The organism is Pseudomonas berkeleyensis (genome assembly GCF_014109765.1).
Classification (GTDB): domain Bacteria; phylum Pseudomonadota; class Gammaproteobacteria; order Pseudomonadales; family Pseudomonadaceae; genus Aquipseudomonas; species Aquipseudomonas berkeleyensis.
On record NZ_CP059139.1, the window covers coordinates 2,210,540 to 2,232,370 of the forward strand.

Annotated in this window: 20 protein-coding genes and 4 tRNA genes; 10 read left to right on the plus strand and 14 right to left on the minus strand. The window is 62.6% G+C overall.

Going from position 1 to position 21,831, the window contains the following annotated elements; translation table 11 throughout:
* Positions 1-17 precede the first annotated feature (17 nt).
* From HS968_RS10350 to HS968_RS10375, 6 genes are all read right to left on the minus strand, one after another.
* A complete protein-coding gene (locus HS968_RS10350) occupies positions 18-728 on the minus strand; it encodes an rRNA pseudouridine synthase (RefSeq protein WP_182371174.1) in 711 nt (236 codons plus the stop codon).
* 129 nt (positions 729-857) lie between these two features.
* Positions 858-2,180 (minus strand): 30S ribosomal protein S12 methylthiotransferase RimO, encoded by a 1,323-nt coding sequence (rimO, locus tag HS968_RS10355; protein WP_182371175.1) that lies wholly within the window; start codon positions 2,178-2,180, stop codon positions 858-860.
* A 97-nt stretch (positions 2,181-2,277) separates the two neighbouring features.
* Complete coding sequence (locus tag HS968_RS10360; protein WP_182371176.1) at positions 2,278-2,826, minus strand: cytochrome b; 549 nt, start codon at positions 2,824-2,826, stop codon at positions 2,278-2,280.
* A 135-nt stretch (positions 2,827-2,961) separates the two neighbouring features.
* Positions 2,962-3,038, minus strand: a tRNA-Met gene (locus HS968_RS10365).
* A gap of 115 nt (positions 3,039-3,153) precedes the next feature.
* Positions 3,154-3,230: transfer RNA gene (locus HS968_RS10370), tRNA-Met, on the minus strand.
* 115 nt (positions 3,231-3,345) lie between these two features.
* Positions 3,346-3,422: transfer RNA gene (locus tag HS968_RS10375), tRNA-Met, on the minus strand.
* Positions 3,423-3,558: 136 nt separating this feature from the next.
* On the opposite strand from HS968_RS10375, the gene dinB reads away from it, so the two are divergent.
* A complete protein-coding gene (gene dinB, locus HS968_RS10380) occupies positions 3,559-4,611 on the plus strand; it encodes a DNA polymerase IV (RefSeq protein ID WP_182371177.1) in 1,053 nt (350 codons plus the stop codon).
* A gap of 81 nt (positions 4,612-4,692) precedes the next feature.
* On the opposite strand, the gene HS968_RS10385 is transcribed toward dinB, so the two are convergent.
* From HS968_RS10385 to HS968_RS10400, 4 genes are read right to left on the minus strand one after another with little or no spacing between them, the layout of a single operon-like run.
* Positions 4,693-5,091 (minus strand): META domain-containing protein, encoded by a 399-nt coding sequence (locus tag HS968_RS10385; RefSeq protein WP_182371178.1) that lies wholly within the window; start codon positions 5,089-5,091, stop codon positions 4,693-4,695.
* 4 nt (positions 5,092-5,095) lie between these two features.
* Complete coding sequence (locus HS968_RS10390; protein ID WP_037004099.1) at positions 5,096-5,527, minus strand: hypothetical protein; 432 nt, start codon at positions 5,525-5,527, stop codon at positions 5,096-5,098.
* Between the two features lie 27 nt (positions 5,528-5,554).
* Positions 5,555-6,550: a 2-hydroxyacid dehydrogenase gene (locus HS968_RS10395; protein WP_182371179.1), complete on the minus strand. Its 996-nt coding sequence runs from the start codon at positions 6,548-6,550 to the stop codon at positions 5,555-5,557.
* A gap of 9 nt (positions 6,551-6,559) precedes the next feature.
* Positions 6,560-9,310: a response regulator gene (locus HS968_RS10400; protein ID WP_182371180.1), complete on the minus strand. Its 2,751-nt coding sequence runs from the start codon at positions 9,308-9,310 to the stop codon at positions 6,560-6,562.
* A 119-nt stretch (positions 9,311-9,429) separates the two neighbouring features.
* On the opposite strand from HS968_RS10400, the gene HS968_RS10405 reads away from it, so the two are divergent.
* From HS968_RS10405 to HS968_RS10435, 7 genes are all read left to right on the plus strand, one after another.
* Positions 9,430-10,140 (plus strand): response regulator transcription factor, encoded by a 711-nt coding sequence (locus tag HS968_RS10405; protein WP_407681647.1) that lies wholly within the window; start codon positions 9,430-9,432, stop codon positions 10,138-10,140.
* Positions 10,137-11,474 (plus strand): sensor histidine kinase, encoded by a 1,338-nt coding sequence (locus HS968_RS10410; protein WP_182371181.1) that lies wholly within the window; start codon positions 10,137-10,139, stop codon positions 11,472-11,474. Before HS968_RS10405 ends, HS968_RS10410 begins: the two co-directional genes overlap by 4 nt.
* Positions 11,475-11,572: 98 nt before the next feature.
* Positions 11,573-12,478 carry a cysteine synthase CysM gene (cysM, locus tag HS968_RS10415; RefSeq protein ID WP_182371182.1) on the plus strand — a complete coding sequence of 302 codons (906 nt, stop codon included), beginning with the start codon at positions 11,573-11,575 and terminating at the stop codon, positions 12,476-12,478.
* The gene (rlmD, locus tag HS968_RS10420) at positions 12,478-13,836 is read left to right on the plus strand and encodes a 23S rRNA (uracil(1939)-C(5))-methyltransferase RlmD (protein ID WP_182371183.1); all 1,359 of its coding nucleotides are present in this window, start codon (positions 12,478-12,480) and stop codon (positions 13,834-13,836) included. Before cysM ends, rlmD begins: the two co-directional genes overlap by 1 nt.
* A gap of 134 nt (positions 13,837-13,970) precedes the next feature.
* Positions 13,971-16,214, plus strand: coding sequence for a GTP diphosphokinase (relA, locus tag HS968_RS10425; protein ID WP_179621889.1), 2,244 nt, complete (start codon positions 13,971-13,973; stop codon positions 16,212-16,214).
* Positions 16,215-16,226: 12 nt separating this feature from the next.
* Positions 16,227-17,057 (plus strand): nucleoside triphosphate pyrophosphohydrolase, encoded by an 831-nt coding sequence (mazG, locus tag HS968_RS10430; protein ID WP_182371184.1) that lies wholly within the window; start codon positions 16,227-16,229, stop codon positions 17,055-17,057.
* Between the two features lie 179 nt (positions 17,058-17,236).
* Entirely contained in the window at positions 17,237-17,776 is a 540-nt protein-coding gene (locus tag HS968_RS10435; RefSeq protein ID WP_182371185.1) for a DUF2058 domain-containing protein, read from the plus strand.
* A 103-nt stretch (positions 17,777-17,879) separates the two neighbouring features.
* Here HS968_RS10435 and HS968_RS10440 read toward each other — a convergent pair whose 3' ends face one another.
* Both HS968_RS10440 and HS968_RS10445 read right to left on the minus strand, forming a co-directional pair.
* The gene (locus HS968_RS10440; RefSeq protein ID WP_119695049.1) at positions 17,880-18,152 is read right to left on the minus strand and encodes a Rho-binding antiterminator; all 273 of its coding nucleotides are present in this window, start codon (positions 18,150-18,152) and stop codon (positions 17,880-17,882) included.
* Between the two features lie 121 nt (positions 18,153-18,273).
* Positions 18,274-19,521 (minus strand): OprD family porin, encoded by a 1,248-nt coding sequence (locus tag HS968_RS10445; protein ID WP_182371186.1) that lies wholly within the window; start codon positions 19,519-19,521, stop codon positions 18,274-18,276.
* A 320-nt stretch (positions 19,522-19,841) separates the two neighbouring features.
* On the opposite strand from HS968_RS10445, the gene HS968_RS10450 reads away from it, so the two are divergent.
* Both HS968_RS10450 and HS968_RS10455 read left to right on the plus strand, forming a co-directional pair.
* Complete coding sequence (locus tag HS968_RS10450) at positions 19,842-20,981, plus strand: DUF5610 domain-containing protein (protein WP_182371187.1); 1,140 nt, start codon at positions 19,842-19,844, stop codon at positions 20,979-20,981.
* A gap of 48 nt (positions 20,982-21,029) precedes the next feature.
* The gene (locus HS968_RS10455) at positions 21,030-21,266 is read left to right on the plus strand and encodes a glutaredoxin family protein (protein WP_106736128.1); all 237 of its coding nucleotides are present in this window, start codon (positions 21,030-21,032) and stop codon (positions 21,264-21,266) included.
* A 62-nt stretch (positions 21,267-21,328) separates the two neighbouring features.
* On the opposite strand, the gene HS968_RS10460 is transcribed toward HS968_RS10455, so the two are convergent.
* Both HS968_RS10460 and HS968_RS10465 read right to left on the minus strand, forming a co-directional pair.
* Positions 21,329-21,405 (minus strand) — tRNA-Pro (locus HS968_RS10460).
* A gap of 131 nt (positions 21,406-21,536) precedes the next feature.
* Positions 21,537-21,758, minus strand: a complete 222-nt coding sequence (locus HS968_RS10465; protein ID WP_106736126.1) for a YgdI/YgdR family lipoprotein — start codon at positions 21,756-21,758, stop codon at positions 21,537-21,539.
* Positions 21,759-21,831 lie beyond the last annotated feature (73 nt).

Consider the following 21,831-nt stretch of genomic DNA (forward strand, 5'->3'; position numbering starts at 1 on the left):
CCTACTACAGCTCTGCTTCAGAAGCGTTCCTTGTCGCCGAGGTAGCGCCATTGCCCGGCCGGCAGCTTGGCCATCGGTACGCCGCCAACGCGGATACGCTTCATGGCCAGTACCTTGAGGCCAAGGGCGGTGCAGATCTGCCGCAGCGTATCGGGCGCAGGATTCTTCAGAGCGAAGCGCAGGCGCTGTTCGCTTTGCCAACTGGCTTTGCATGGTGGGAATTGCACGCCTTTGTGCAGCAGACCTTTCTTCAGACGCTCCAGGGCGCTGGCAGGCAATTCGCCGCTGACATCGACCAGGTATTCCTGCTCCAGCTTGTTGCCGTCTTCGCGCAGTTTGCGCTGGGTGCGCCAGTCCTGGCTGAGGATGACCAGGCCGCTGGCGCCATTTTGCAGCGGCAGGCTCTGTTCCTGACGCAGAAAGTGCCCATGCAGGATGCGCTGCGCGTGCGGGTCTTCTTCCCAGTGCTGCGCGGCGGTCAGTAGCTGCTGCAACTTTCCGGCGCTGGTGTTGGCCGGGCAATGCACCAGCAGGGTGACGGCCGCGACGGGATCAAGACTGGCATCGGGGTGCAGCTCGACGCGCTGATCCTCGACCTTGAACTGCGGCGCTTCGATGACCTTGCCATCCACCGTCACCCAGCCGCCGGCGATGTACAGGTCGGCCTCACGGCGCGAGCAACCGAACAGTTCGATGACGCGTTTGGACAGGCGGGTGGGTTCGCTCATGGGTTGGCTCGGCAGGAAAAATGACATTGTACCGGCAAGCGTCATCCGGGACGGGAAAGAAAGGCGGCTTGAAGCGGGTGGCAATAAAAAGCCCCGCATTGTGCGGGGCTCTTGGGTGTGGCGGGTTGATCAGACCAGCTCGCCCCACATGTCGTATTCGTCGGCATCGACGATGCGCACACGCACCTTGTCGCCCGGTTTGACGTTGGTGGAGTCGATGAACACGCTGCCGTCGATCTCCGGGGCGTCGGCCCAGGAGCGAGCCACGGCGCCTTCGCCGTCCACTTCGTCGACCAGTACGTCCATCTCCAGACCGATCTTGGCCTGCAGACGCGCAGAGCTGATCGCCTGCTGATGCGCCATGAAACGCTCCCAACGCTCCTGTTTGACGTCATCCGGTACCGGCTCCAGGCCCAGCTCGTTGGCTGGTGCGCCTTCTACCGGCGAGTACTGGAAGCAGCCGACGCGGTCGAGCTGCGCCTCGGTCAGCCAGTCGAGCAGGTACTGGAAGTCTTCTTCGGTCTCGCCGGGGAAGCCGACGATGAAGGTGGAGCGGATGGTCAGCTCGGGGCAGATCTCGCGCCATTTCTTGATGCGCGCCAGGGTCTTGTCTTCGAAGGCCGGACGCTTCATCGATTTGAGCACTTTCGGGCTGGCATGCTGGAACGGAATGTCCAGGTAGGGCAGCAGCTTGCCGGCGGCCATCAGCGGGATCACGTCATCGACGTTGGGGTAGGGATAGACGTAGTGCAGGCGCACCCACACGCCCATGGAGGACAGCGCTTCGCACAGTTCGAGCATGCGCGTCTTCACCGGCTGGCCGTTCCAGAAGTCCAGCTTGTACTTGAGATCGACGCCATAGGCGCTGGTGTCCTGGCTGATCACCAGCAGCTCCTTGACGCCGGCCTTGACCAGGCGCTCGGCTTCGCTGAGCACGTCGCCCACCGGACGGCTGACCAGCTTGCCGCGCATGGACGGGATGATGCAGAAGCTGCAGGTGTGGTTGCAGCCTTCGGAAATCTTCAGATAGGCGTAATGGCGCGGGGTGAGCTTGATGCCCTGCGGCGGTACCAGGTCGATCAGCGGGTTGTGCTCGGTCTTCGGCGGGATGACTTCGTGTACGGCGTTGACTACCTGCTCGTACTGCTGCGGGCCAGTGACGGCCAGCACGCTCGGGTGCACATCGCGGATGCTGTCTTCGGCCACGCCCATGCAGCCGGTGACGATCACCTTGCCATTCTCGGCCAGTGCCTCGCCGATGGCGTCCAGCGACTCGGCCTTGGCGCTATCGATGAAGCCGCAGGTATTGACCACCACCACGTCGGCATCCTGGTAGGTCGGTACGATCTCGTAACCTTCCATGCGCAGTTGGGTCAGGATGCGTTCGGAGTCGACGGTTGCTTTCGGGCAGCCGAGGCTGACGAATCCGACTTTCGGGGTGGCGCTGGACATGCGGGCTAACCTCTAACGGGCGCCTGGGTGGCGCCTCTGATCAAAAAGTGCGCAATTCTAGCGGCGGTTCGGGCACTTGACCAGAGGCGCCGTTACCTCAATTGCGCCCCGGCAGCATGCGCGTCAGGGTGTTATCGCGCACTACGTAATGGTGGTACAGGCCGGCGAGTGCATGCAGGCCAATCAGCCAGTAACCGGCGGTGCCGGCCAGTTCGTGCAGCTCCTTGATCTGTCCGGCCAGCTCCTTGTCCGGGCCGATCAATGCGGGCAGCTCCAGGCCGAAGAAGGGAATGGGCTTGCCGGCGGCACTGAGAATCAGCCAGCCGGCCAGCGGCGCACCGATCATCAGGGCGTACAGTGCCAGGTGCATGAGCTTGGCGAGCAGGTTCTGCCAGCTCGGTGGCGCGGGCTGGATGGCCGGAGTAGGGCTCAGCGCACGGGCGAGCAGGCGCAGCCAGACCAGGGCGAAAACGCTCAGGCCGAGCATGAAGTGCCACTGCTTGAGCAGTTCGCGGGTATCGCTGCCCTTGGGGAAATTGCCCTTGAGCTCGATGCAGGTGTAAACGGCGGCGATCAGGATCAGCATCAACCAGTGCAGGCCGATGGACAGGCTTCCATAGCGTGGTGGGGTGTTCTTCCAATTCATACAGGCTTCCTCGGTAATGTCCTGCATCTGCGGCAGGTATCTCCAGCATAGGCGCGCTTGGCTTATGTGAAACTGAGGAAGATCAATATCCGGAAACGAAAAAGGCCACTCGATCGAGTGGCCTTTCTCTGAAGGTGGTTGCGGGAGCAGGATTTGAACCTACGACCTTCGGGTTATGAGCCCGACGAGCTACCAGACTGCTCCATCCCGCGGCGGCTATTCTATTCAGGGAGAGAGTGTTGTCAATCGATTTTTTGATTTTGATCGAAATCATTAATCGACCAGACAAACAAAAAGGCCACTCGCTTGAGTGGCCTTTTCGGAAGGTGGTTGCGGGAGCAGGATTTGAACCTACGACCTTCGGGTTATGAGCCCGACGAGCTACCAGACTGCTCCATCCCGCGGCGGCTATTCTATTCAGGGAGAGAGTGTTGTCAATCGATTTTTTGATTTTGATCGAAATCATTAATCGACCAGACAAACAAAAAGGCCACTCGCTTGAGTGGCCTTTTCGGAAGGTGGTTGCGGGAGCAGGATTTGAACCTACGACCTTCGGGTTATGAGCCCGACGAGCTACCAGACTGCTCCATCCCGCGGTCGCCATTCTACCGGCAGAGAGTCTTACGTCAACTGTTATCTTCAAAAAACTGTTTTCAACTCAGATGGTTAGCCTCAAACAACTGTTAGACTTCAGCGAGTTCGACCAGACCTGGTAAGGCTTTCGAGGGTGTTGTGCGCAAGATAATTCACGTCGACTGCGACTGCTTTTACGCCGCCATCGAGATGCGTGACGACCCGAGCCTGGCCAGCCGTCCGCTGGCGGTTGGTGGTTCGGCCGATCGGCGCGGAGTGATTGCCACCTGCAACTACGAGGCGCGGGCCTATGGCGTGCGTTCGGCGATGTCGTCGCGGCAGGCGCTGAAACTGTGCCCGGACCTGTTGATCGTCAAGCCGCGCTTCGAGGCGTACCGCAGTGTCTCGCGGGAAATTCACGCCATCTTCCGCCAGTTCACCGATCTGATCGAACCACTATCGCTGGACGAGGCCTATCTCGATGTCAGCGACTCGCCACATTTTTCCGGTAGTGCCACGCGCATCGCTCAGGAAATTCGTCACCGCGTTGCGCAGGAGTTGCACATCACCGTGTCGGCTGGCGTGGCGCCGAACAAGTTCCTGGCCAAGATTGCCAGCGACTGGCGCAAGCCCAATGGGCTGTTCGTCATCACGCCGGATCAGGTGGACGATTTCGTCGCGGCGTTGCCGGTGAGCAAGCTGCATGGCGTTGGCAAGGTCACGGCAGACAAGCTGACGCGTCTGGGCATTCGCACTTGCCTGGATTTGCGCGAATGGAACAAGCTGGCGCTGGTGCGCGAATTCGGCAGCTTTGGCGAGCGTCTATGGCGGTTGGCGCATGGTATCGACGAGCGTGCGGTACAGGTGGACAGCCGTCGGCAGTCGTTGAGCGTCGAGAATACCTACGATCAGGATCTGCCGGATCTGGACAGCTGCCTGGAGAAGTTGCCGGCGCTGCTCGAGGAGATGAACGGCCGTCTGCTGCGCCTGGATTCGAGCTATCGGCCGGACAAACCCTTCGTCAAGGTCAAGTTCCATGACTTTACCCAGACCACCCTGGAGCAGGCTGGTGCCAGTCGGGATCTGGAGAGCTATCGGCAATTGCTGAGCAGTGCCTTTGCGCGTGGCGGCAAGCCGGTGCGCCTGCTCGGGGTTGGTGTCAGGCTGCACGACCTGCGTGGGCGTCAGGAGCAACTGGATCTGTTCACGTAGCCCAGGCGTGTAGGGCGGGTGCACCCCGCCATCCGTCGTCAATCCGGTAGGGTTCCCCACCCTGCGAACATGCCGCGGTTTCTATTCAGCCCAGAGGCGAATTGGCTTGCCGCTGGCCGGCCACAGTTGCAACTGACCGATGCCATTGAAGTCCCAGCGCTGCACTTCGCCCAAGGCTGCCAGGAAGCGTTGCTCCTGCTCCATCAGCGATGGTGCGCACATCTTGCGGGTGCTGCCTGGGGCATCGAAGCGGATGGCGTCACCTTTGAGCGAATAACCGGCGAACCAGTGGTTGCAGCCGGCATGCCCATGGGCGCGACCATCCGCGGCGAAGGTGATGGTCAGGTGGCTGCGATCGATCAGCGGGCGTTCGCCGATCCATTCCACGCGGTAGCTGCGTTCGGTTTCCAGCTGCGGTGCGTCGCTGGCGCAGCCGGCCAACGTGGCGGCGAGCAGGGCGAGTGGCAGGGCGCGGTACATGGTGTCAGGCCTCCTGGCAGGTTCGACACAGATGGCGGCCGGCGTCGTTGCGCCAGCCCAATTCGGCGATACGGGCCTCGGCAGCTGGCGCTTGTGCGGCCTTGCCAAGCGCCGCGTCGACGGCGAACTCGAAATCCAATTGTTTGCCGCAACCGTCGCAGTTCACTTGCCAGTTATGGATGGCCAGCTCCTTGAACTGCGGGCCTTTGCACACGGCCAGCCACTGGCCGGGCGGGTTGATCAGATGGCGAACCTTCTCCACGTCCAGACGCATGTGCAGGTCGCGACTGCCTTTGAGGGTGACCAGCAGCGTGTCATTGGCCTGGATCGAGCCACCGTTGCCGGTGACCTGATAGCGGCCCGGCGCCAGGGCGCGGCATTCGGTGAGGGTGTGTTGCGGGTTGAGCAGGGAATAACGGAAATCGTGTTCGGCCATGGGTCCTCCGGATCAGCCGGCATGCTATCACGCGCCGGCCTTGACCTCATTGCTCGGGCTGCCGGCGATCCAGGCGGCGATGTTGTCCAGCGTGGTGCGGGCGATGGCGCCAAGCGCTTCGCGAGTGAGAAAGGCCTGGTGCGCGGTAATGATCACGTTGGGGAAACTCAGCAGGCGGGCCAGGGTGTCGTCCTGTAGGGGCAGGTCGGAGTGATCCTCGAAGAACAGCTCCGATTCCTCTTCGTAGACGTCCAGGCCTAGGTAGCCGAGCTGGCCGCTTTTCAGTGCCTCGATCAGGGCCGGGGCATCGACCAGCGCGCCGCGGCCGGTATTGATCAACATTGCGCCGCGTTTCATCTGGGTCAGGCGTGCACTGTCTATCAGGTGGTAGCTCTCGTCGGTCAGCGGGCAGTGCAGGCTGAGGATGTCGCTGTTGGCGATCACTTCGTCCAGTGGTGCCTGGCGTGCGCCCAGGGCATCGAGTCCGCTCAGCGGGAACGGGTCGTAGATCAGCACCTGGCAACCGAAGCCATGCATGATGCCGGCGAATACCTGGCCGATCTTGCCGCCACCGACCACGCCGACGGTCTTGCCGTGCAGGTCGAAACCGGTCAGGCCGTGCAGAGAAAAATCCCCCTCGCGGGTGCGGTTGAAGGCGCGGTGAGTGCGGCGGTTCAGCGCCAGAATCAGGGCTACGGCGTGCTCGGCCACGGCATGCGGTGAATAGGCCGGTACGCGTACTACTGGCAGGCCGAGGCGCTGCGCTGCTGCCAGGTCGACATGGTTGTAGCCGGCCGAGCGCAGTGCGATCAGGCGCGTGCCGCTGGCAGCCAACTGCTCCAGCACCGGGGCCGACAGGTCGTCATTGATGAAGGCACAGACCACTTCGCAGCCGCTGGCCAGCGCTACGCTGTCGACCGTCAGGCGCGTGTCGTGAAACTGCAGGTGCCAGTCAGGGGGGCAGTTCGCTGCGAGGAACGAGTCGCGGTCGTAGGGCTTGCTGCTGAACAGGCAGATACGCATCTCGGCTCCTCAGGCACTTTGTGCTGCGGCTTCGGTCAGGCGCGCGATGGCATCGTCCAAATCGTCCAGTGCGCGTTGGGCTTCAGGGTCGTCCTGCTTGAGCAGTGTCTCGCTGCGTTGGCAGGCGGCGCGCAGTTGCGGAACGCCGCAGTAGCGAGTGGCGCCGTGCAGGCGATGAACCCGCTCGATCAGCGCGGTGCGTTCGCCGGCATCGCGAGCCTGGCGGATGGCTTGGCGATCGCCGGGCAGGCCGGCCAGCAGCATGCTCAGCATGTCGGCTGCGAGGTCGGCCTTGCCGGCCGCCAGGCGCAGGCCTTCCTCAGCATCGAGGATCTTGGGTTGCGATGGCGTCGGTGCGGGTGGCGCGATCTTGCTGCTGGGCTGGTTGCGCAGGTTCAGCCCCGTCCACTTGAGTACGACCTGAGCCAGTTGGCGTTCGTTGATCGGTTTGGTCAGGTAGTCATCCAGGCCGCTTTGCAGCAGGGCACGTTTCTCGTTGGCCAGGGCATGGGCGGTCAGGGCAATGATCGGCGTGGCGCTACGGCCCTGTTCGCTTTCCCACTGGCGGATCGCTTCGGTGGCCTCGCGGCCGTCCATGCCGGGCATCTGCACGTCCATGAACACCAGGTCGAAATTGTCCTCTCGTACCGCGTCGATGGCGGAGTAACCGCTGTCCACGGCCTTGACCTGGGCGCCCAGATCATCGAGCAGGGTCTGCACCAGCAGCAGGTTGGCCGGGTTGTCGTCGACGCAGAGAATCTTCGGCCGACGCGTTTCGTTCATTACCACCGGTTCGTTGACCGGGCGCTGTGGGCAGACCATCTCGACCAGCGCCTTGTGCAGCTTGCGCGTGCAAGGCGGTTTGGCCTGCAACTGGGTGTAGGCATCAGGCAGCGATTCGTGGAACAGCCCCAGTTCGGTGGTCGGACAGAGTACCAACGCCTTGCAGCCGAGGCGGTCGAGATCCCAGATGCGCTGGCCAAGTGCGTCGGGTTGCAACTGGCCGGCGGTGAGCCCCAGCACGGCGAGGCTCAGCGGATGTTCACCCTGCTGTTGATTGAGCACGGCCTCGAACAGTTGGCCCAGGTCGGCGAAGCTTTCCACCTCCAGGCCGCAGTCCTCCAGCTGGTGAGCCAAGGCCTGGCGCGCCAATTCGTGGCTTTCCAGTACGGCCACGCGGCGCCCCTGCAGTGGTGCGCGGGGCAGATCTTCGGCGTCGTCGCGGGCTTTGGGCAGGGTCAGGCTGATCCAGAATTCCGAGCCTTCGCCGGGCGTGCTGTCGACGCCGATTTCGCCGCCCATCTGTTCGATCAGGCGCTTGGAAATCACCAGGCCCAAGCCCGTGCCACCGGCCTGGCGGCTGAGCGAGTTGTCGGCCTGGCTGAAGGCCTGGAACAGGGCGCGCAGGTCTTCATCCGACAGGCCGATGCCGGTGTCCATCACGCTGATGCGCAGTTGCGCGCTGTCGGCACTCTCGTCCTCGACCATCGCACGCATGACGATGGTGCCCTCGCGGGTGAACTTGATCGCGTTACTCACCAGGTTGGTCAGTACCTGCTTCAGGCGCTGCGGGTCGCCGCGCAGGGCCAGCGGGGTGTCGCGATAGATCAGGCTGACCAGTTCCAGCTGCTTTTCATGGGCGGCAGGGGCAAGGATGGTCAGGGTGTCCTGCAGCAGGTCGCGCAGGTTGAAGGGGATGGATTCGAGCACCAGCTTGCCGGCCTCGATCTTGGAGAAATCGAGCACCTCGTTGATGATGCCGAGCAGGCTGTCAGCGGATTTCTCGATGGTCGACAGGTAATCCTGCTGGCGCGGGCTGAGCTCGCTCTTTTGCAACAGATTGGTGAACCCGAGGATGCCGTTGAGTGGGGTACGGATCTCGTGGCTCATGTTGGCCAGGAACTCGGACTTGATGCGGCTGGCCTCCAGGGCCTCCTTGCGCGCGAAGTCCAGCTCGATGTTCTGGATCTCGATGGTTTCCAGGTTCTGGCGCACGTCCTCGGTGGCTTGTTCGATGCTGTGCTGCAACTCTTCCTGGGCATTCTGCAAGGCTTCGGCCATGCGGTTGATGCCGGAGGCCAGCTCGTCCATCTCATGGCTGCCCAATGGCGGCAGACGGGTTTCCAGGTGGCCGTCCTTGAGCTGGGCGACGCCTGCCTTGATCTCCCGCAGCGGGCCGTTGATGCTGCGGCTCATGCGCAGGGCGAGCAGGGCGGTGACGGCAAGGCCGCCGGCGATCAGCAGCAGGCTGGTGAAAAGGCTGCGATAGCCGATCAACAGGGTGCCCTGGTGCGACAGTTCCAGTTCGACCCAGCCAAGCAGGCCGGTGCTGCGCTCACTTTCCGTTTCGCCGCTGAGCACCAGGTGCTGGTCGTAAACCGGTAGCAGAAAACGTGTGGCGTCCTGGCCACTGAGCAGACTGATGCCCGCCTGGTTGTCGGGCACGGAGTTGAGCATGCTCGGGCCAGCATGCGCCAGCTGCGTGCGTTCAGCGGCGAGGAAGGTCACCGCGCGGACATCGGGGTGCTCCAGTGCCTGCTGAGCGATGCGTTCGAGCAGATCCTGATCCTGCTTTTCCAGGGCTGGTGCAGCCAGTGGTGCCAGGTGTTCGACCAGCATCTCGCCGCGTTGCAGCAGTTGCGCCTGCAGCCCCGAGAGTTGCACCCAGGTGAAATAGCCGCCCAGTACCAGCGCCAGCAGGCTGGTGGGCAGCAGGGTGAGCAACAGCACACGGCCTTTGATGCTTAGATCCTTGAACACGACCTTCCTCCTTCAGAACATCTGGGCAGTGTAGCGATTCGGCGTGCTGGAATCTGTAGGTGAGCGATTGCTGTTTAATAGGTAGAATTGTTCTCATTCTGCTCGCTCGGTTTTCCGCCATGATGATCCGCACTCCCACCTCGGCTCGTATCCTTGCCGTCGAGGACGACCCTCTGCTTGCCAGTCATCTGCAATCGCATCTGATTGGCTGCGGTTTCGACGTGACCCTGAGCCATGACGGCAGTGAGGGTTTGCACCTGGCCGAAAGCGAGGATTTCGATCTGATCCTGATGGATATCCTGCTGCCTGGCACCAATGGCCTGGAGGCGCTGCAACGTTTGCGCGAACGCCGTAGCGTGCCGGTGCTGCTGATGTCGGCGCTGGGTGACGAACAGAATCGAATCGCCGGTTTCAGCCGCGGTGCTGACGACTATCTGCCCAAGCCCTTCAGCCTGGGGGAGTTGAGCGTGCGGGTGGAAGCCATTTTGCGTCGGGTAGCCTATGAGCGTCGCGAGCAGCAGCCGAGTGCTCCTGACGATGCCCTGCAGTTCGACGAGGGGCGCAGCGATGTCGCTTTTTCAGGCAAGTGGGTTGGCCTGACACCCAGCGAGTACCGGGTGCTTGAGCTGCTCTGGCGGCATCAGGACGAAGCGCTGAGCAAGCCCTTCCTTTATCAGCAGGCACTGCGTCGCGCCTATGCCCAGCATGACCGCAGCCTGGACATGCACGTCAGCCACATTCGCCGCAAATTGCAGGCGGTGGGGTACGAGGCGATGCGTGTCGATACGGTATGGGGCAAGGGCTATATCCTGGCCCAGGCAGGAACGTGAGCCTGCCGGGGCGGCACTCGCTGCTGTGGCGCTTGGCAGGCGCGCTGGCGCTGTTCTGCCTGCTGCTGGTCAGTCTGCATGTCGACGTTGGTCGTGTGCTGCTCGACGCCACGTCCTATTTGCCCAATTCGACCAAGCAAGTTCTCCGCGGCTATGCCCGGGATGCCGAGGCCGCATGGCGAGAGGAGGGCGCGGCAGGTATCGATGCCTTTCTGCAACGCCTGCAGGCGCGTGAGCGGGTCTGGGCGGTGGTGGTCGACTCGCACAAGGACTCGCTGTCCTCGCAGCCGCTGACGCCCGAGGAGTCGCAACGCCTGGATTTCGTGCGCAAGTTGGACTTTCCCGTAGGCCGGCCCGGGGGCACGCCGACCTTTTATGCGCCTTTCAGCGACGGCTCGGCCCGCCTGGTCATGGAACTGCCGCAGCGCTTGAATCCGCGCAAGTACAACGAGCTCTGGGAGTTGCTGCTGCAGCGCGTGCTGCCGGCCGTGCTGGCCATTGTCGTGGCGATCCTGTTGTATCGCCTGTTGATTTCCCCTCTGGCGATTCTCAGGCGTCAGGCCGCAGCCTTGAGTGCGGGTGACCTGTCCGCCCGGCTGGGCATGCAGATGACGCAGCGTAAGGACGAACTGGGTGAACTGGCCCGTACCTTCGATCATATGGCTGAGCGCCTGGAAGGCACTGTGGCGTTTCAGCGCCAACTGCTGCGCGATCTGTCCCATGAGTTACGCACGCCGCTGAGCCGCTTGCGCGTGGCCGGGGAGGGTGAGCAGGACGCCGACGCGCTGCGTCAGCGCCTGGCGCGTGAGGTGCAGGAAATGGAGAAGCTGGTCGGCGACGCGCTGGAGCTGGTCTGGCTGGATACGGAGCGCCCGAGCCTGCCCAGCGAGGAGGTGGATGTCGTCAGGCTCTGGGACGTTCTGCGGGAAAATGCCGGTTTCGAAACCGGCTGGCCGCTCGAGCGCATGCCCTGCGATCTGCCTTCCGCCTGTTTGGTGCGGGGCAATCTCAATGGACTGGCGCAGGCGTTGGAGAACATTTTGCGTAACGCCATTCGCCATTCCCCGGACGGTGGCGTCGTGCGCCTGGGCGGTCAGCCTGATGACGGGCAATGGCTGTTGTGGATCGAGGATCAGGGGCCCGGCGTTGCCGAGGAGGAACTGGAGAACATCTTCAGGCCTTTCACGCGTCTCAGCGCTGCACGCCCGGGGGGGGATGGCTTCGGACTGGGCCTGGCCATTGCCCGCAGCATGATCGAGACGCAGGGCGGGCGGGTCTGGGCCGAGAACGGCAGTCATGGCTTGCGCGTATATATGTACCTGCCGGCTGCCTGATCGCGTCGAGCAGTCTCTGGTTACGTTCGCTGGGTGATGCCGCCGCGGGTTCGGCGTATCATGACGCCCCTTCGCGTCAGTCTGGATTCGAGCGACCCATGACCCTGCAATTCCCGACCATTGCCGACTGCGTCGGCAATACCCCCCTGGTACGCCTGCAACGCCTGGCGGGTGAAACCAGCAACACCCTGTTGGTCAAGCTGGAAGGCAACAACCCGGCCGGTTCGGTCAAGGATCGTCCGGCGCTGTCGATGATCACCCGCGCCGAGCTGCGTGGGGACATCCAGCCCGGCGACACCCTGATCGAGGCCACCAGCGGCAACACCGGTATCGCCCTGGCCATGGCGGCGGCGATCAAGGGGTACAAGATGATCCTGATCATGCCGGACAACTCCACCGCCGAGCGCAAGTGGGCGATGACCGCCTATGGCGCCGAGCTGATCCTGGTCAGCAAGGAAGAGGGCATGGAGGGCGCGCGGGATCTGGCCGAGAAGCTGCAGGCCGAAGGTCGCGGCAAGGTGCTCGACCAGTTCGCCAACGGCGACAATCCGCAAGCCCACTACACCGGCACCGGCCCGGAAATCTGGCGGCAGACGGGCGGTACCATTACCCACTTCATCAGTTCCATGGGCACTACCGGCACCATCATGGGTACCTCGCGCTACCTCAAGGAGCAGAACCCGGCGATTCAGATCGTCGGCCTGCAGCCGCAGGAAGGCTCGGCCATCCCCGGTATCCGTCGCTGGCCCGAGGAATACCTGCCGAAGATCTATCAGGCCGAGCGTGTCGACCAGGTGATGGACATGGGCCAGGCCGAGGCCGAACACGTCATGCGTCGCCTGGCGCGCGAAGAGGGCATCTTCTGCGGCGTCTCGTCCGGTGGTTCCGTGGCGGGCATGCTGCGCCTGTCGCAGCAAGTGGAGAACGCAGTGATGGTGGCGATCATCTGCGACCGCGGCGATCGCTACCTGTCCACCGGCGTCTACGAAGACCCGGCGCACTGATGGCCAGACGCAGCTCCACTCTGCGCTTTCAGCCCAGCGGTGGCGCACGCGCGCCGCAGGTGCCGGTTGGCAAGAAGCAGAAGCTCTCCATCGAGCGCCTGGCCGGTGACGGTCGTGGTATTGCCTTCGAGGGCGGGCGTACCTGGTTCGTCAGCGGCGCTTTGGCCGGCGAGCAGGTCGAGGCACGTGTGCTTGGTGCGCGTAGCCAGACCGTCGAGGCGCGCGCCGAACGCATCATCACCGCCAGCAGCGAACGCCGCGAGGCGCCTTGCCGGCATGCCGATCGCTGTGGTGGCTGCAACCTGCAACATATGCCTCATGCCGATCAGCTTGCCCTGAAACAGCGCACGCTGGCCGAACAGTTGTTACGCCTGGGCGGGGTTCAGCCGCAGGAGTGGGCGGCGCCGCTGACGGGCCCTGAGTTCGCCTACCGGCGTCGCGCACGGATCGCCGTGCGCTGGGATGCCAAGGCGCGTCAACTGCATGTCGGTTTTCGCGCCGAAGCCAGTCAGGACATCGTTGCCATCGATGACTGCCCGGTGCTGGTACAGCCCTTGCAAACGATCCTCAAGGCGCTACCCGCGCTGTTACGGAGCCTGGAAAAACCACAGGCATTGGGGCACGTGGAGTTGTTCAGCGGCACCGCCGAAGCACTGTTGCTACGTCACACCGCGCCGCTGACAGAACATGATCTGCTTCGCTTGAGGGCTTTCTGCGTCGAGCATGCAGCACAGCTGTGGCTGCACGGCGAAGGGCAGCCGCAGGCCGATGATGCGAGCGCCGAACTGGGGTTCGAACTGGCTCACTGGCAACTGCGCCTGGCATACCAGCCAGGCGACTTTGTGCAGGTCAATGGTCTGGTCAACGAGGCGATGGTCGTGCAGGCGCTAGACTGGTTGGCAGTGCAGCCGGGCGAGCGAGTGTTGGATCTGTTCTGTGGGCTGGGTAATTTTGCTCTGCCGCTGGCGCGCCAGGCGGCCGAGGTCGTGGCTGTGGAGGGTGTCGACGTGATGGTGGCGCGGGCGGCTGCCAACGCGCAAAACAATGGCTTGGGCAATGCGCACTTTTTCCGTGCCGACCTGTCCAACCCGCTGGCCGATGAAACCTGGGCGCGTGAGGACTTCGATGCCGTGTTGCTCGACCCGCCACGCGATGGCGCGTTGGAGGTCGTGCGTGAGATGAGTGGGTTGGGCGCACGGCGCCTGGTCTATGTCTCCTGCAACCCGACCACCCTGGCGCGTGACGCCGCCGAGTTGCAGCAGCAGGGCTATCGCCTGCGCCGCGCCGGGATTCTCGACATGTTTCCGCAAACGGCGCATGTCGAGGCAATGGCTCTATTCGAGAAAGCCGAGGCCTAGGCCTCGGTCCAAAGCGGTACGTTCGGTACCGCAGGGATGCGCAGGATGCGCATCCTTTCAGTTAATCCGACCGGCTCAGAGAAGGCCGGCGACTGCTCGGTGCGCCGTATGCGCACCGTAGGGAAGGTAAGACGATGGTTCAGGTAAGGGCGCATCAGCCGGTCAACGATGACGGCAGCATCAATCTCGAGGCCTGGTTGGATCATGTCGCCAGCGTCGATCCGGCGCTGGATCGTCAGGCGCTCAAGGAGGCCTGCGAATTCGCCCGTGATGTGGAGCAGCATGCCAACAGCATCCAGCATCACTGGAGCGAAGGCGCATCGAGTTTCCGCGCCGGCCTCGATATCGCGGAAATCCTCGCCGATCTCAAACTCGATCAGGACTCGCTGGTCGCCGCGGTCATCTATCGCGGCGTACGTGAGGGTCAGGTCACCCTGGCTGCCGTGCATCAGCGCTTCGGCTCGGTGGTGGCCAAGCTGATCGAAGGTGTGCTGCGCATGGCCGCGATCAGCGCCAGTATCAACCCGCGTGAATCGGTCGTGGTCGGCTCGCAGACGCAGGTGGAGAACCTGCGCAAGATGCTGGTGGCGATGGTCGACGACGTGCGTGTGGCCTTGATCAAGCTGGCCGAGCGTACCTGCGCGATTCGTGCGGTCAAGGAAGCCGACGAAGACAAGCGTCAGCGCGTGGCGCGTGAGGTGTTCGACATCTACGCGCCGCTGGCGCATCGCCTCGGTATCGGCCATATCAAATGGGAGCTGGAGGATCTGTCCTTCCGCTACCTGGAGCCGGAGCAGTACAAGCAGATCGCCAAGCTGCTGCACGAGCGTCGCCTCGATCGTGAGCAGTACATCAACGACGCCATGGCGAATCTGCGCCAGGAGCTGGAAGCCACCGGCATCAAGGCCGATATCAGTGGCCGGGCCAAACATATCTATTCGATCTGGCGCAAGATGCAGCGCAAGGGCCTGCAGTTCAGCCAGATCTATGATGTGCGCGCGGTGCGCGTGCTGGTTCCGGAGGTGCGTGACTGCTACACCACCCTCGGCATCGTGCACACCTTGTGGCGACACATTCCCAAGGAGTTCGACGACTACATCGCCAACCCCAAGGAGAACGGCTACCGTTCGCTGCACACCGCCGTGCTGGGCCCGGAAGGCAAGGTGCTGGAGGTGCAGATCCGCACCCACGCCATGCACGAAGAGGCCGAGCTGGGTGTCTGCGCGCACTGGCGCTACAAGGGCACCGACGTCAAATCTGGTTCCAACCACTACGAAGAGAAGATTTCCTGGTTGCGTCAGGTCATCGAGTGGCACGAGGAACTGGGCGATATCGGCGGCCTGGCCGAGCAGCTGCGTGTCGACATCGAGCCGGATCGGGTCTACGTGTTCACCCCTGATGGTCACGCCATCGACCTGCCCAAGGGCGCCACGCCTCTGGACTTCGCCTACCGTGTGCACACCGAGATTGGCCACAACTGCCGGGGTGCCAAGATCAACGGCCGTATCGTGCCGCTGACCTACAGCCTGCAGACTGGCGAGCAGGTGGAGATCATCACCAGCAAGCAGGGCACGCCCAGTCGCGACTGGCTCAATCCCAACCTCGGCTACGTCACCACCAGCCGCGCGCGGGCGAAGATCGTCCACTGGTTCAAGCTGCAGGATCGCGATCAGAACGTCGCCGCCGGCAAGCAACTGCTCGAGCGCGAGCTGGCGCGCATGGCGCTGGTCGGCGCGGACTTCGACAAGTTGGCCGAAAAGGCCAACCTGAGAACTGCCGAAGACCTGTTCGCCGCACTCGGCGCTGGCGATGTGCGCTTGGCCCATGCAGTCAACCTGGCTCAGCAATTGGTCGAGCCAGAGCGTGGCAACGAACAACTGGAACTGATTCCACGCAAGGCGCAGGGCTTCAAGCCGGGCAAGCGTGGCGATATCCAGATCCAGGGGGTCGGCAACCTGCTCACGCAGATGGCCGGCTGCTGCCAGCCGCTTCCGGGCGACCCCATCGTCGGTTACATCACCCTGGGGCGTGGTGTCACCATTCACCGCCAAGACTGCCCAACGGCGTTGCAGCAGACTGCACGCGAGCCGGAGCGGATGATCCAGGTGAGTTGGGGCCCGGTGCCGGTGCAGACCTACCCGGTGGAAATCGTCATCAAGGCCTACGACCGTTCCGGTCTGCTGCGTGACGTGACCCAGGTGTTGCTCAACGAGAAGCTCAACGTGCTGGCGGTCAACACCCGTTCGAACAAGGAGGACAACACCGCCTCCATGTCGATCACCGTGGAGATTCCGGGGCTCGATGCCCTGGGTCGTCTGTTGGCGCGTATCGGTCAGTTGCCCAATATCATCGAGGCGCGTCGTCACCGCGTGGCTTAGCAGGAAGCTTTCATGTATCGACTCGACGACCTGCTGCACCTGATGGCGCGTCTGCGTGACCCGCAGTTCGGTTGCCCGTGGGATCTGAAGCAGACCTACGCGACCATCGTGCCCTATACCCTGGAAGAGGCTTACGAGGTCGCTGACGCCATCGAGCGTGGCGACTTCGATCACCTGCCGGGCGAACTCGGCGACCTGCTGTTCCAGGTGGTTTACTACAGCCAGCTGGCGCAAGAGGAAGGGCGCTTCGACTTCGCCCGGGTAGTCGATGGCATCACCACCAAGCTGATTCGTCGCCACCCGCACGTGTTTCCCGACGGTGATCTGTACGGGGCGCCTGACGCGGCGCAGCTGGAGGAGGCTGCGGTCAAGCAGCGCTGGGAAGAGCTAAAGGCCGAGGAGCGCGCCGAAAAGGCCGCTGCCCCCGAGCAGCTATCCCTGCTCGATGATGTACCGACGGCGCTGCCGGCGCTCTCGCGTGCGGCCAAACTGCAGAAGCGTGCGGCCCAGGTCGGCTTCGACTGGCCCGATGCGTTGCCGGTGGTGGACAAGGTGCGCGAAGAGCTGGATGAAGTGCTCGAAGCCATGAGTGAGAACGATGCCGAGGCGGTGGCCGAAGAGATCGGCGACCTGCTGTTCGTTGTCACCAACCTGGCGCGACATCTGAAGGTCGACCCTGAAAGCGCGTTGCGTGCTGCCAATGGCAAGTTCGAGCGGCGTTTTCGCTTCATTGAGCAAAGCGTGCGTGAGGCCGGCCGCCGCCTGGACAACTGCTCGCTGGAGGAGCTGGACGCGCTCTGGGGCGAGGCGAAGAAACTGGAGAAGCAGTCTCCCGGCTGCTGAGCACCGTAGCCCGGATGAAATCCGGGAGAGACGAATCAGCCCCTTCCCGGATTTCATCCGGGCTACGATGGGTTTTCGGGCTGGAGCCGCTGCGCCTTAGCCCTTATGCTGGGTGCCTTGGATTGGCAGCGCGAATCTGCGTCGCTGCCGCAACTGAATCATGTTCGGGATCTTTAGTCATGGGTCTTTCCCTGCGCGACCAGCTGCTCAAAGCCGGCCTGGTCAATGAAAAACAGGCCAAGCAGGCTGGCAAGCAGCAGCAAAAACAGAAACGTCTGGTGCAAAAGGGCCAGGCCGAGCTGGATGACAGCACGCGTCAGGCCGCGCTGCAGGCGCAGGCCGAAAAGGCTGCACGCGACCAGGAGCTGAACCGCCAGCAGCAGGAAAAAGCCGAGCAGAAGGCCCGCACGGCACAGGTCAAGCAACTGATCGAGCGTTCGCGTCTGCCCAAGCTCGACGGCGAGGACTACTACAACTTCGTCGACGACAAGAAGGTCAAGCGCCTGCCGGTCAACACCCTGGTGCGCAACAAGCTGTCCAACGGCTGGTTGGCCATCGTTCGTCATGGCGGTGGTTACGAAATCATTCCGCGTGAGGCGGCGCTGAAGATTCAGGAGCGTGATGCCTCGCGTATCGTCCTGCTCAACACCCACGTTGAAGAGCCGGATGCCGATGATCCTTACGCGGCCTATCAGATCCCTGACGACCTGATGTGGTAACGCTGCGTTTCTGCACGCTCGCGTAGGGTGCTCTGTGCGCACCGCAGAATAGTGCGGTTGCTGCGGGTGTGAATGGCGCACCTTGCTCGTAGGTGCGCCGCCTTCAGCAGCGATTGCCGTTCAAAAGCACTCGGCCAAAGCTGGCGCCTGCGTCTTGTGGCGTGATCGCCAGCAGGCGATCCATACGCAGGCGCTGCTCGCCATCGGCCGTACGCACCAGCAGAAACTCTTCCTTGCTCGCCGTGGTTTCCGTGGTCAGCGCCTGACCAAGCATGCGGGAGCCATCGACCAGTTCGATAGCCAGCTGATAGCGGTGCATGCAGGCGATCTCCAGGTAGTCATAGAGATCGCAGGCCAGGGGTTGGTAGTCGTCCATCGAGTCGTCCTCCGCGCTGGCTAGAGCCTAGCCGAGAAACGACCCTGGCTGTTTTCCATACGCGATAAAAAACGCCGCAACCCGATACAGGGTTGCGGCGTTCTCGTTTCGCTGGTGAGCCTTACATCAGCGGAATGGTGTAGCTGACGATCAGGCGGTTCTCGTCCAGGTCACCGATGCTCGCGTTGGAGCGCACCATCGCGTTACGCCAGCGTACGCCGAGGTTCTTCAGCGGGCCTTCCTGGATGATGTAGCTGATGTCGACGTTGCGCTCCCATTCCTTGCCGCTTGCGCCACCCACACCGTCGAAGCCGTCACCGGTGACGTAGCGGACGAAGGCCGTCAGGCCCGGGATGCCGTAGCTGGCGAAGTTGACGTCATAGCGCGCCTGCCAGGATTTCTCGTCCTTGCGGGTGAAGTCGAGAATCTGGATGTAGTTGACGATGTACGGATCGGTTTCGGTCAGGAAGGGGAAGGCGTTGTCGCCGCCGACCTTCTGGTAGCCCACGCGGAAGGTGTGCGCGCCGATGCCGGCCCAGAGGTTGATCGAGGTCAGGTCGTTGTCCAGGTTGCCGCCGAGTTTTCGACCGTTGTCTTGGGAGTCGAAGTAGGCCAGGTTGCCGCCCAGTTTCCAGTCGCCGATCGGCTGTACATGGATTAGGTTGTACAGTTTCTGGTCGTAGATATCCTCCAGTTCGCCATACCACAGGCCGACGGTGGTGTTGCCGCCATTGAACTTGTAATCGCCGCCGGCGAAGTTGTAGCGGTCGCTCTCGCCACCTACGTTGCTGGCGGTGATGTCGACCCGGTCGGTGGAAGCGCGCTGGTTCACTTCACGCAGTTGACCGCCATTGAGGGTCAGGCCGTCGATCTCCTGCGAGGTGATCATGCCCCCGGTGAAAACCTGTGGCAGCAGGCGCGAGTCGCCGGAGCTCACGATTGGCAGCTTCGGCATGAGCCCGCCGACCTTGCCGACGGTTTTCGAGATGCGCGCTTTGACTGCCCCGCTGAGCTCGGAATACTCGTCCGGCCCCTCGTTGCCGAAACTGTTGGGTAGCAGCCCGGTGCCGGCGCGTTCGTCAGAGGAATCGAGTTTCAGGCCCAGGCCTGCATAGGCGTCCAGGCCAAAACCGACGGTGCCCTCGGTAAAGCCGGATTCGGCCTTGAGGATGAAGCCCTGTGCCCACTCCTCGCGCTTGGACTGCTGTGCAGCGGTCGTATCGCGCAGGTCGCGGTTCATATAGAAGTTACGGAGTTCCAGAGTGGCTTTGCTGTCGCCGATGAAGTCAGCCTGTGCCAGGCTCGGCAGGGTCATGCTTGCGCCCAGCGTGGCGAGGGCCACGGCACGGGCGAGGGGAGTCTTACTCATTATTATTGTCTCCTCGTTGTTATAAGCAGGTCGGCCACGAAATGACCGATCAGTTACGGCGCGGTGAAATAAAGCACTTAGCCTGCGAGTCGACTGTAAGACTTTAGTCTGGCGGGGCTTCGAGCGGAGTTGGCGTATTGCTGCGCATAGGCTCTAGCTCGTGGTTAGCAGGGGTTTTCCGGGTTGGGCCATCTATCGGGAAAATTTCGCTCGAACGAAGTCGAGCTGAGAAAAATCGGCAACCGTTGGTCGATAAAGGTTAAAGCTTGCCTCCGTCCGGCCGCTAAGTTCGGCAGATAACCTGTTCGGGTACCCAACTCATGAATCCTTTGAGCTCACTGAATTCCGCCGCCTCCCGCACTGCGCAGGCCAGTCAGTCGATGGCCTCGCGCAACAATGCTGCCGATGCACAGGCCACCTTGGCCAATCGCCTCGCCGAGAAGCTCGGCGTGCCGCCGGGCTCGCTCTCTGGGTCGCGTGATGACTACACCCCTGAAAAGGTTGCCGGGCGGATTCTCGGTTTCATCGAGCAGCGCCTGCAAAGCGAGGCGGCTGCCGGTGCTGACCCGGCCAAGCTGGACAAGCTGCTGACCCAGGCCCGTGAGGGTGTGGAGAAAGGCTTCGCCGAGGCGCGCAAGATTCTCGATGGTATGGGCGTGCTGAAAGGCCAGGTGGCGGGTGATATCGACGACACCTACAAACGTATTCAGGATGGCTTCGGCGATCTCGACAAGCGTTTCGGCAGCGCCGCCCCAGGCGCCCCGGATAAGGTGGCGGTAGCGGGTTACAGCGAGCGCTTCAGCGCGTTGGCGGAAACCTTCGACCTGTCCGTTACCACCCGCGATGGCGACCGCCTGCGTATTTCCGTGGCGCAGGCTTCGGCCAGTTGGTCGCAGAGCAGCTTCGCCGCCTCCAGCGATGGCAAGTCCACCACCGTGAGCGGCAGCAGCCAGTCTGGCAGCATGCGCATCGGTGGTTGGCAGGTGGATGTCGAAGGTGAGCTGGACGATGACGAGATCAAGGCGCTGGAGAAGCTCTTCAGTCAGGTACAGGATCTCTCCGACAAGTTCTACGCCGGTGATCTGGCAGGCGCCTTCGATCGCGCCATGGCGCTGGATATGGATGGCGAGCAACTGGCGTCGATGTCGCTGCGCCTGACCCAGACCAGCGTGCGCCAGGCCACCGATGCCTATGGCGCAGTGGCCGGGCAGGGCGCCAGCGCGATCAATAGTGGGCTGCAGGAATATGCCCAGGGGCTGCTCGATGCGCTGCGCAGTGCCAGTGACCTGGCTCAGGATGCCGGCGGTATGCTCAAGGAACTGCTCAAGGGCGGCTTCTCGCTCGATGAGCGCTTCGATTTGCCGCGCCTGGAGAAGGCCGACAGCCTCAACCGCAGTCTGCTCGATGGCCTGCAGTCGCTGATCGCTGGTCAGCCTGGCAAGGACGCTGACGCGAGCTGATTACTGCCAGTGCTAAACTGCGCACCTTGCTGATAGTGAGGTGCGCTCATGACGCCTGAATGCCAACTTTTCGGAACCCTGGGCTGCCATCTTTGTGAGGTAGCCGAGGCGCTGCTCATGCCATTCGTCGAGAACGGCCTGCTGGTCGAGTTGATCGATATTGCCGAGCATGAAGGGATGGTCGAGCAGTACGGTTTACGCATTCCAGTACTGCGTCGCTGCGACAACGCAAGCGAACTGAACTGGCCGTTCGATGCCGAGCAGGTGGTGGCCTTTCTGAGCTGAGAAGGGCGCTTCAACGAAACGCAGGCAATAAAAAACCCGCCGATCAAGGCGGGTTTTAGATTTGGTCGGAGAGACAGGATTCGAACCTGCGACCTTCTCGTCCCGAACGAGACGCGCTACCAAGCTGCGCTACACTCCGAATGCCGCGTATTCTACCGAAAAACTTTTACCGCACAAGGGGTTAGCCCGAAAAAACTACGAGCCGGCAACCCGGTTGCCGACTCGTATCATCCTTCTGGCTGGCCGATCCAGGCGCTTCAGGCTTTCGCCTCAGAGCTCCTTGACGGTCTGAACCTGATCCTTGTTGATCGTGGCACGTTTGCCGTCGAGCTGCTCGAACTCGTAGAAGCCGGATTCTTCATCGAATTTGGGCTTGTCCACGGTCTGGATCTCACGGCCGTCATTCAGCGTTATTACCGACGGGCTGGAGCAGCCGGCCAAAGCGGCAAGGCCGAGGGCAATCAGCAGGGCGGGGATGATCCGTTGGTTCATGGTCTGTCTCCTTGGGTAATACAAAGGTGTGCTTTACCCTGGCTCAGACGTAAAACCATCGTGCGAGTTCCGC

Coding starts and splice junctions, on each gene's coding strand:
- HS968_RS10350 (WP_182371174.1), bottom strand. CDS start 728: ATGAGCGAACCCACCCGCCTGTCCAAACGCGTCATCGAACTGTTCGGT.
- rimO (WP_182371175.1), bottom strand. CDS start 2,180: ATGTCCAGCGCCACCCCGAAAGTCGGATTCGTCAGCCTCGGCTGCCCG.
- HS968_RS10360 (WP_182371176.1), bottom strand. CDS start 2,826: ATGAATTGGAAGAACACCCCACCACGCTATGGAAGCCTGTCCATCGGC.
- HS968_RS10385 (WP_182371178.1), bottom strand. CDS start 5,091: ATGTACCGCGCCCTGCCACTCGCCCTGCTCGCCGCCACGTTGGCCGGC.
- HS968_RS10390 (WP_037004099.1), bottom strand. CDS start 5,527: ATGGCCGAACACGATTTCCGTTATTCCCTGCTCAACCCGCAACACACC.
- HS968_RS10395 (WP_182371179.1), bottom strand. CDS start 6,550: ATGCGTATCTGCCTGTTCAGCAGCAAGCCCTACGACCGCGACTCGTTC.
- HS968_RS10405 (WP_407681647.1), top strand. CDS start 9,430: ATGATGATCCGCACTCCCACCTCGGCTCGTATCCTTGCCGTCGAGGAC.
- cysM (WP_182371182.1), top strand. CDS start 11,573: ATGACCCTGCAATTCCCGACCATTGCCGACTGCGTCGGCAATACCCCC.
- rlmD (WP_182371183.1), top strand. CDS start 12,478: ATGGCCAGACGCAGCTCCACTCTGCGCTTTCAGCCCAGCGGTGGCGCA.
- relA (WP_179621889.1), top strand. CDS start 13,971: ATGGTTCAGGTAAGGGCGCATCAGCCGGTCAACGATGACGGCAGCATC.
- mazG (WP_182371184.1), top strand. CDS start 16,227: ATGTATCGACTCGACGACCTGCTGCACCTGATGGCGCGTCTGCGTGAC.
- HS968_RS10435 (WP_182371185.1), top strand. CDS start 17,237: ATGGGTCTTTCCCTGCGCGACCAGCTGCTCAAAGCCGGCCTGGTCAAT.
- HS968_RS10440 (WP_119695049.1), bottom strand. CDS start 18,152: ATGGACGACTACCAACCCCTGGCCTGCGATCTCTATGACTACCTGGAG.
- HS968_RS10445 (WP_182371186.1), bottom strand. CDS start 19,521: ATGAGTAAGACTCCCCTCGCCCGTGCCGTGGCCCTCGCCACGCTGGGC.
- HS968_RS10450 (WP_182371187.1), top strand. CDS start 19,842: ATGAATCCTTTGAGCTCACTGAATTCCGCCGCCTCCCGCACTGCGCAG.
- HS968_RS10455 (WP_106736128.1), top strand. CDS start 21,030: ATGACGCCTGAATGCCAACTTTTCGGAACCCTGGGCTGCCATCTTTGT.
- HS968_RS10465 (WP_106736126.1), bottom strand. CDS start 21,758: ATGAACCAACGGATCATCCCCGCCCTGCTGATTGCCCTCGGCCTTGCC.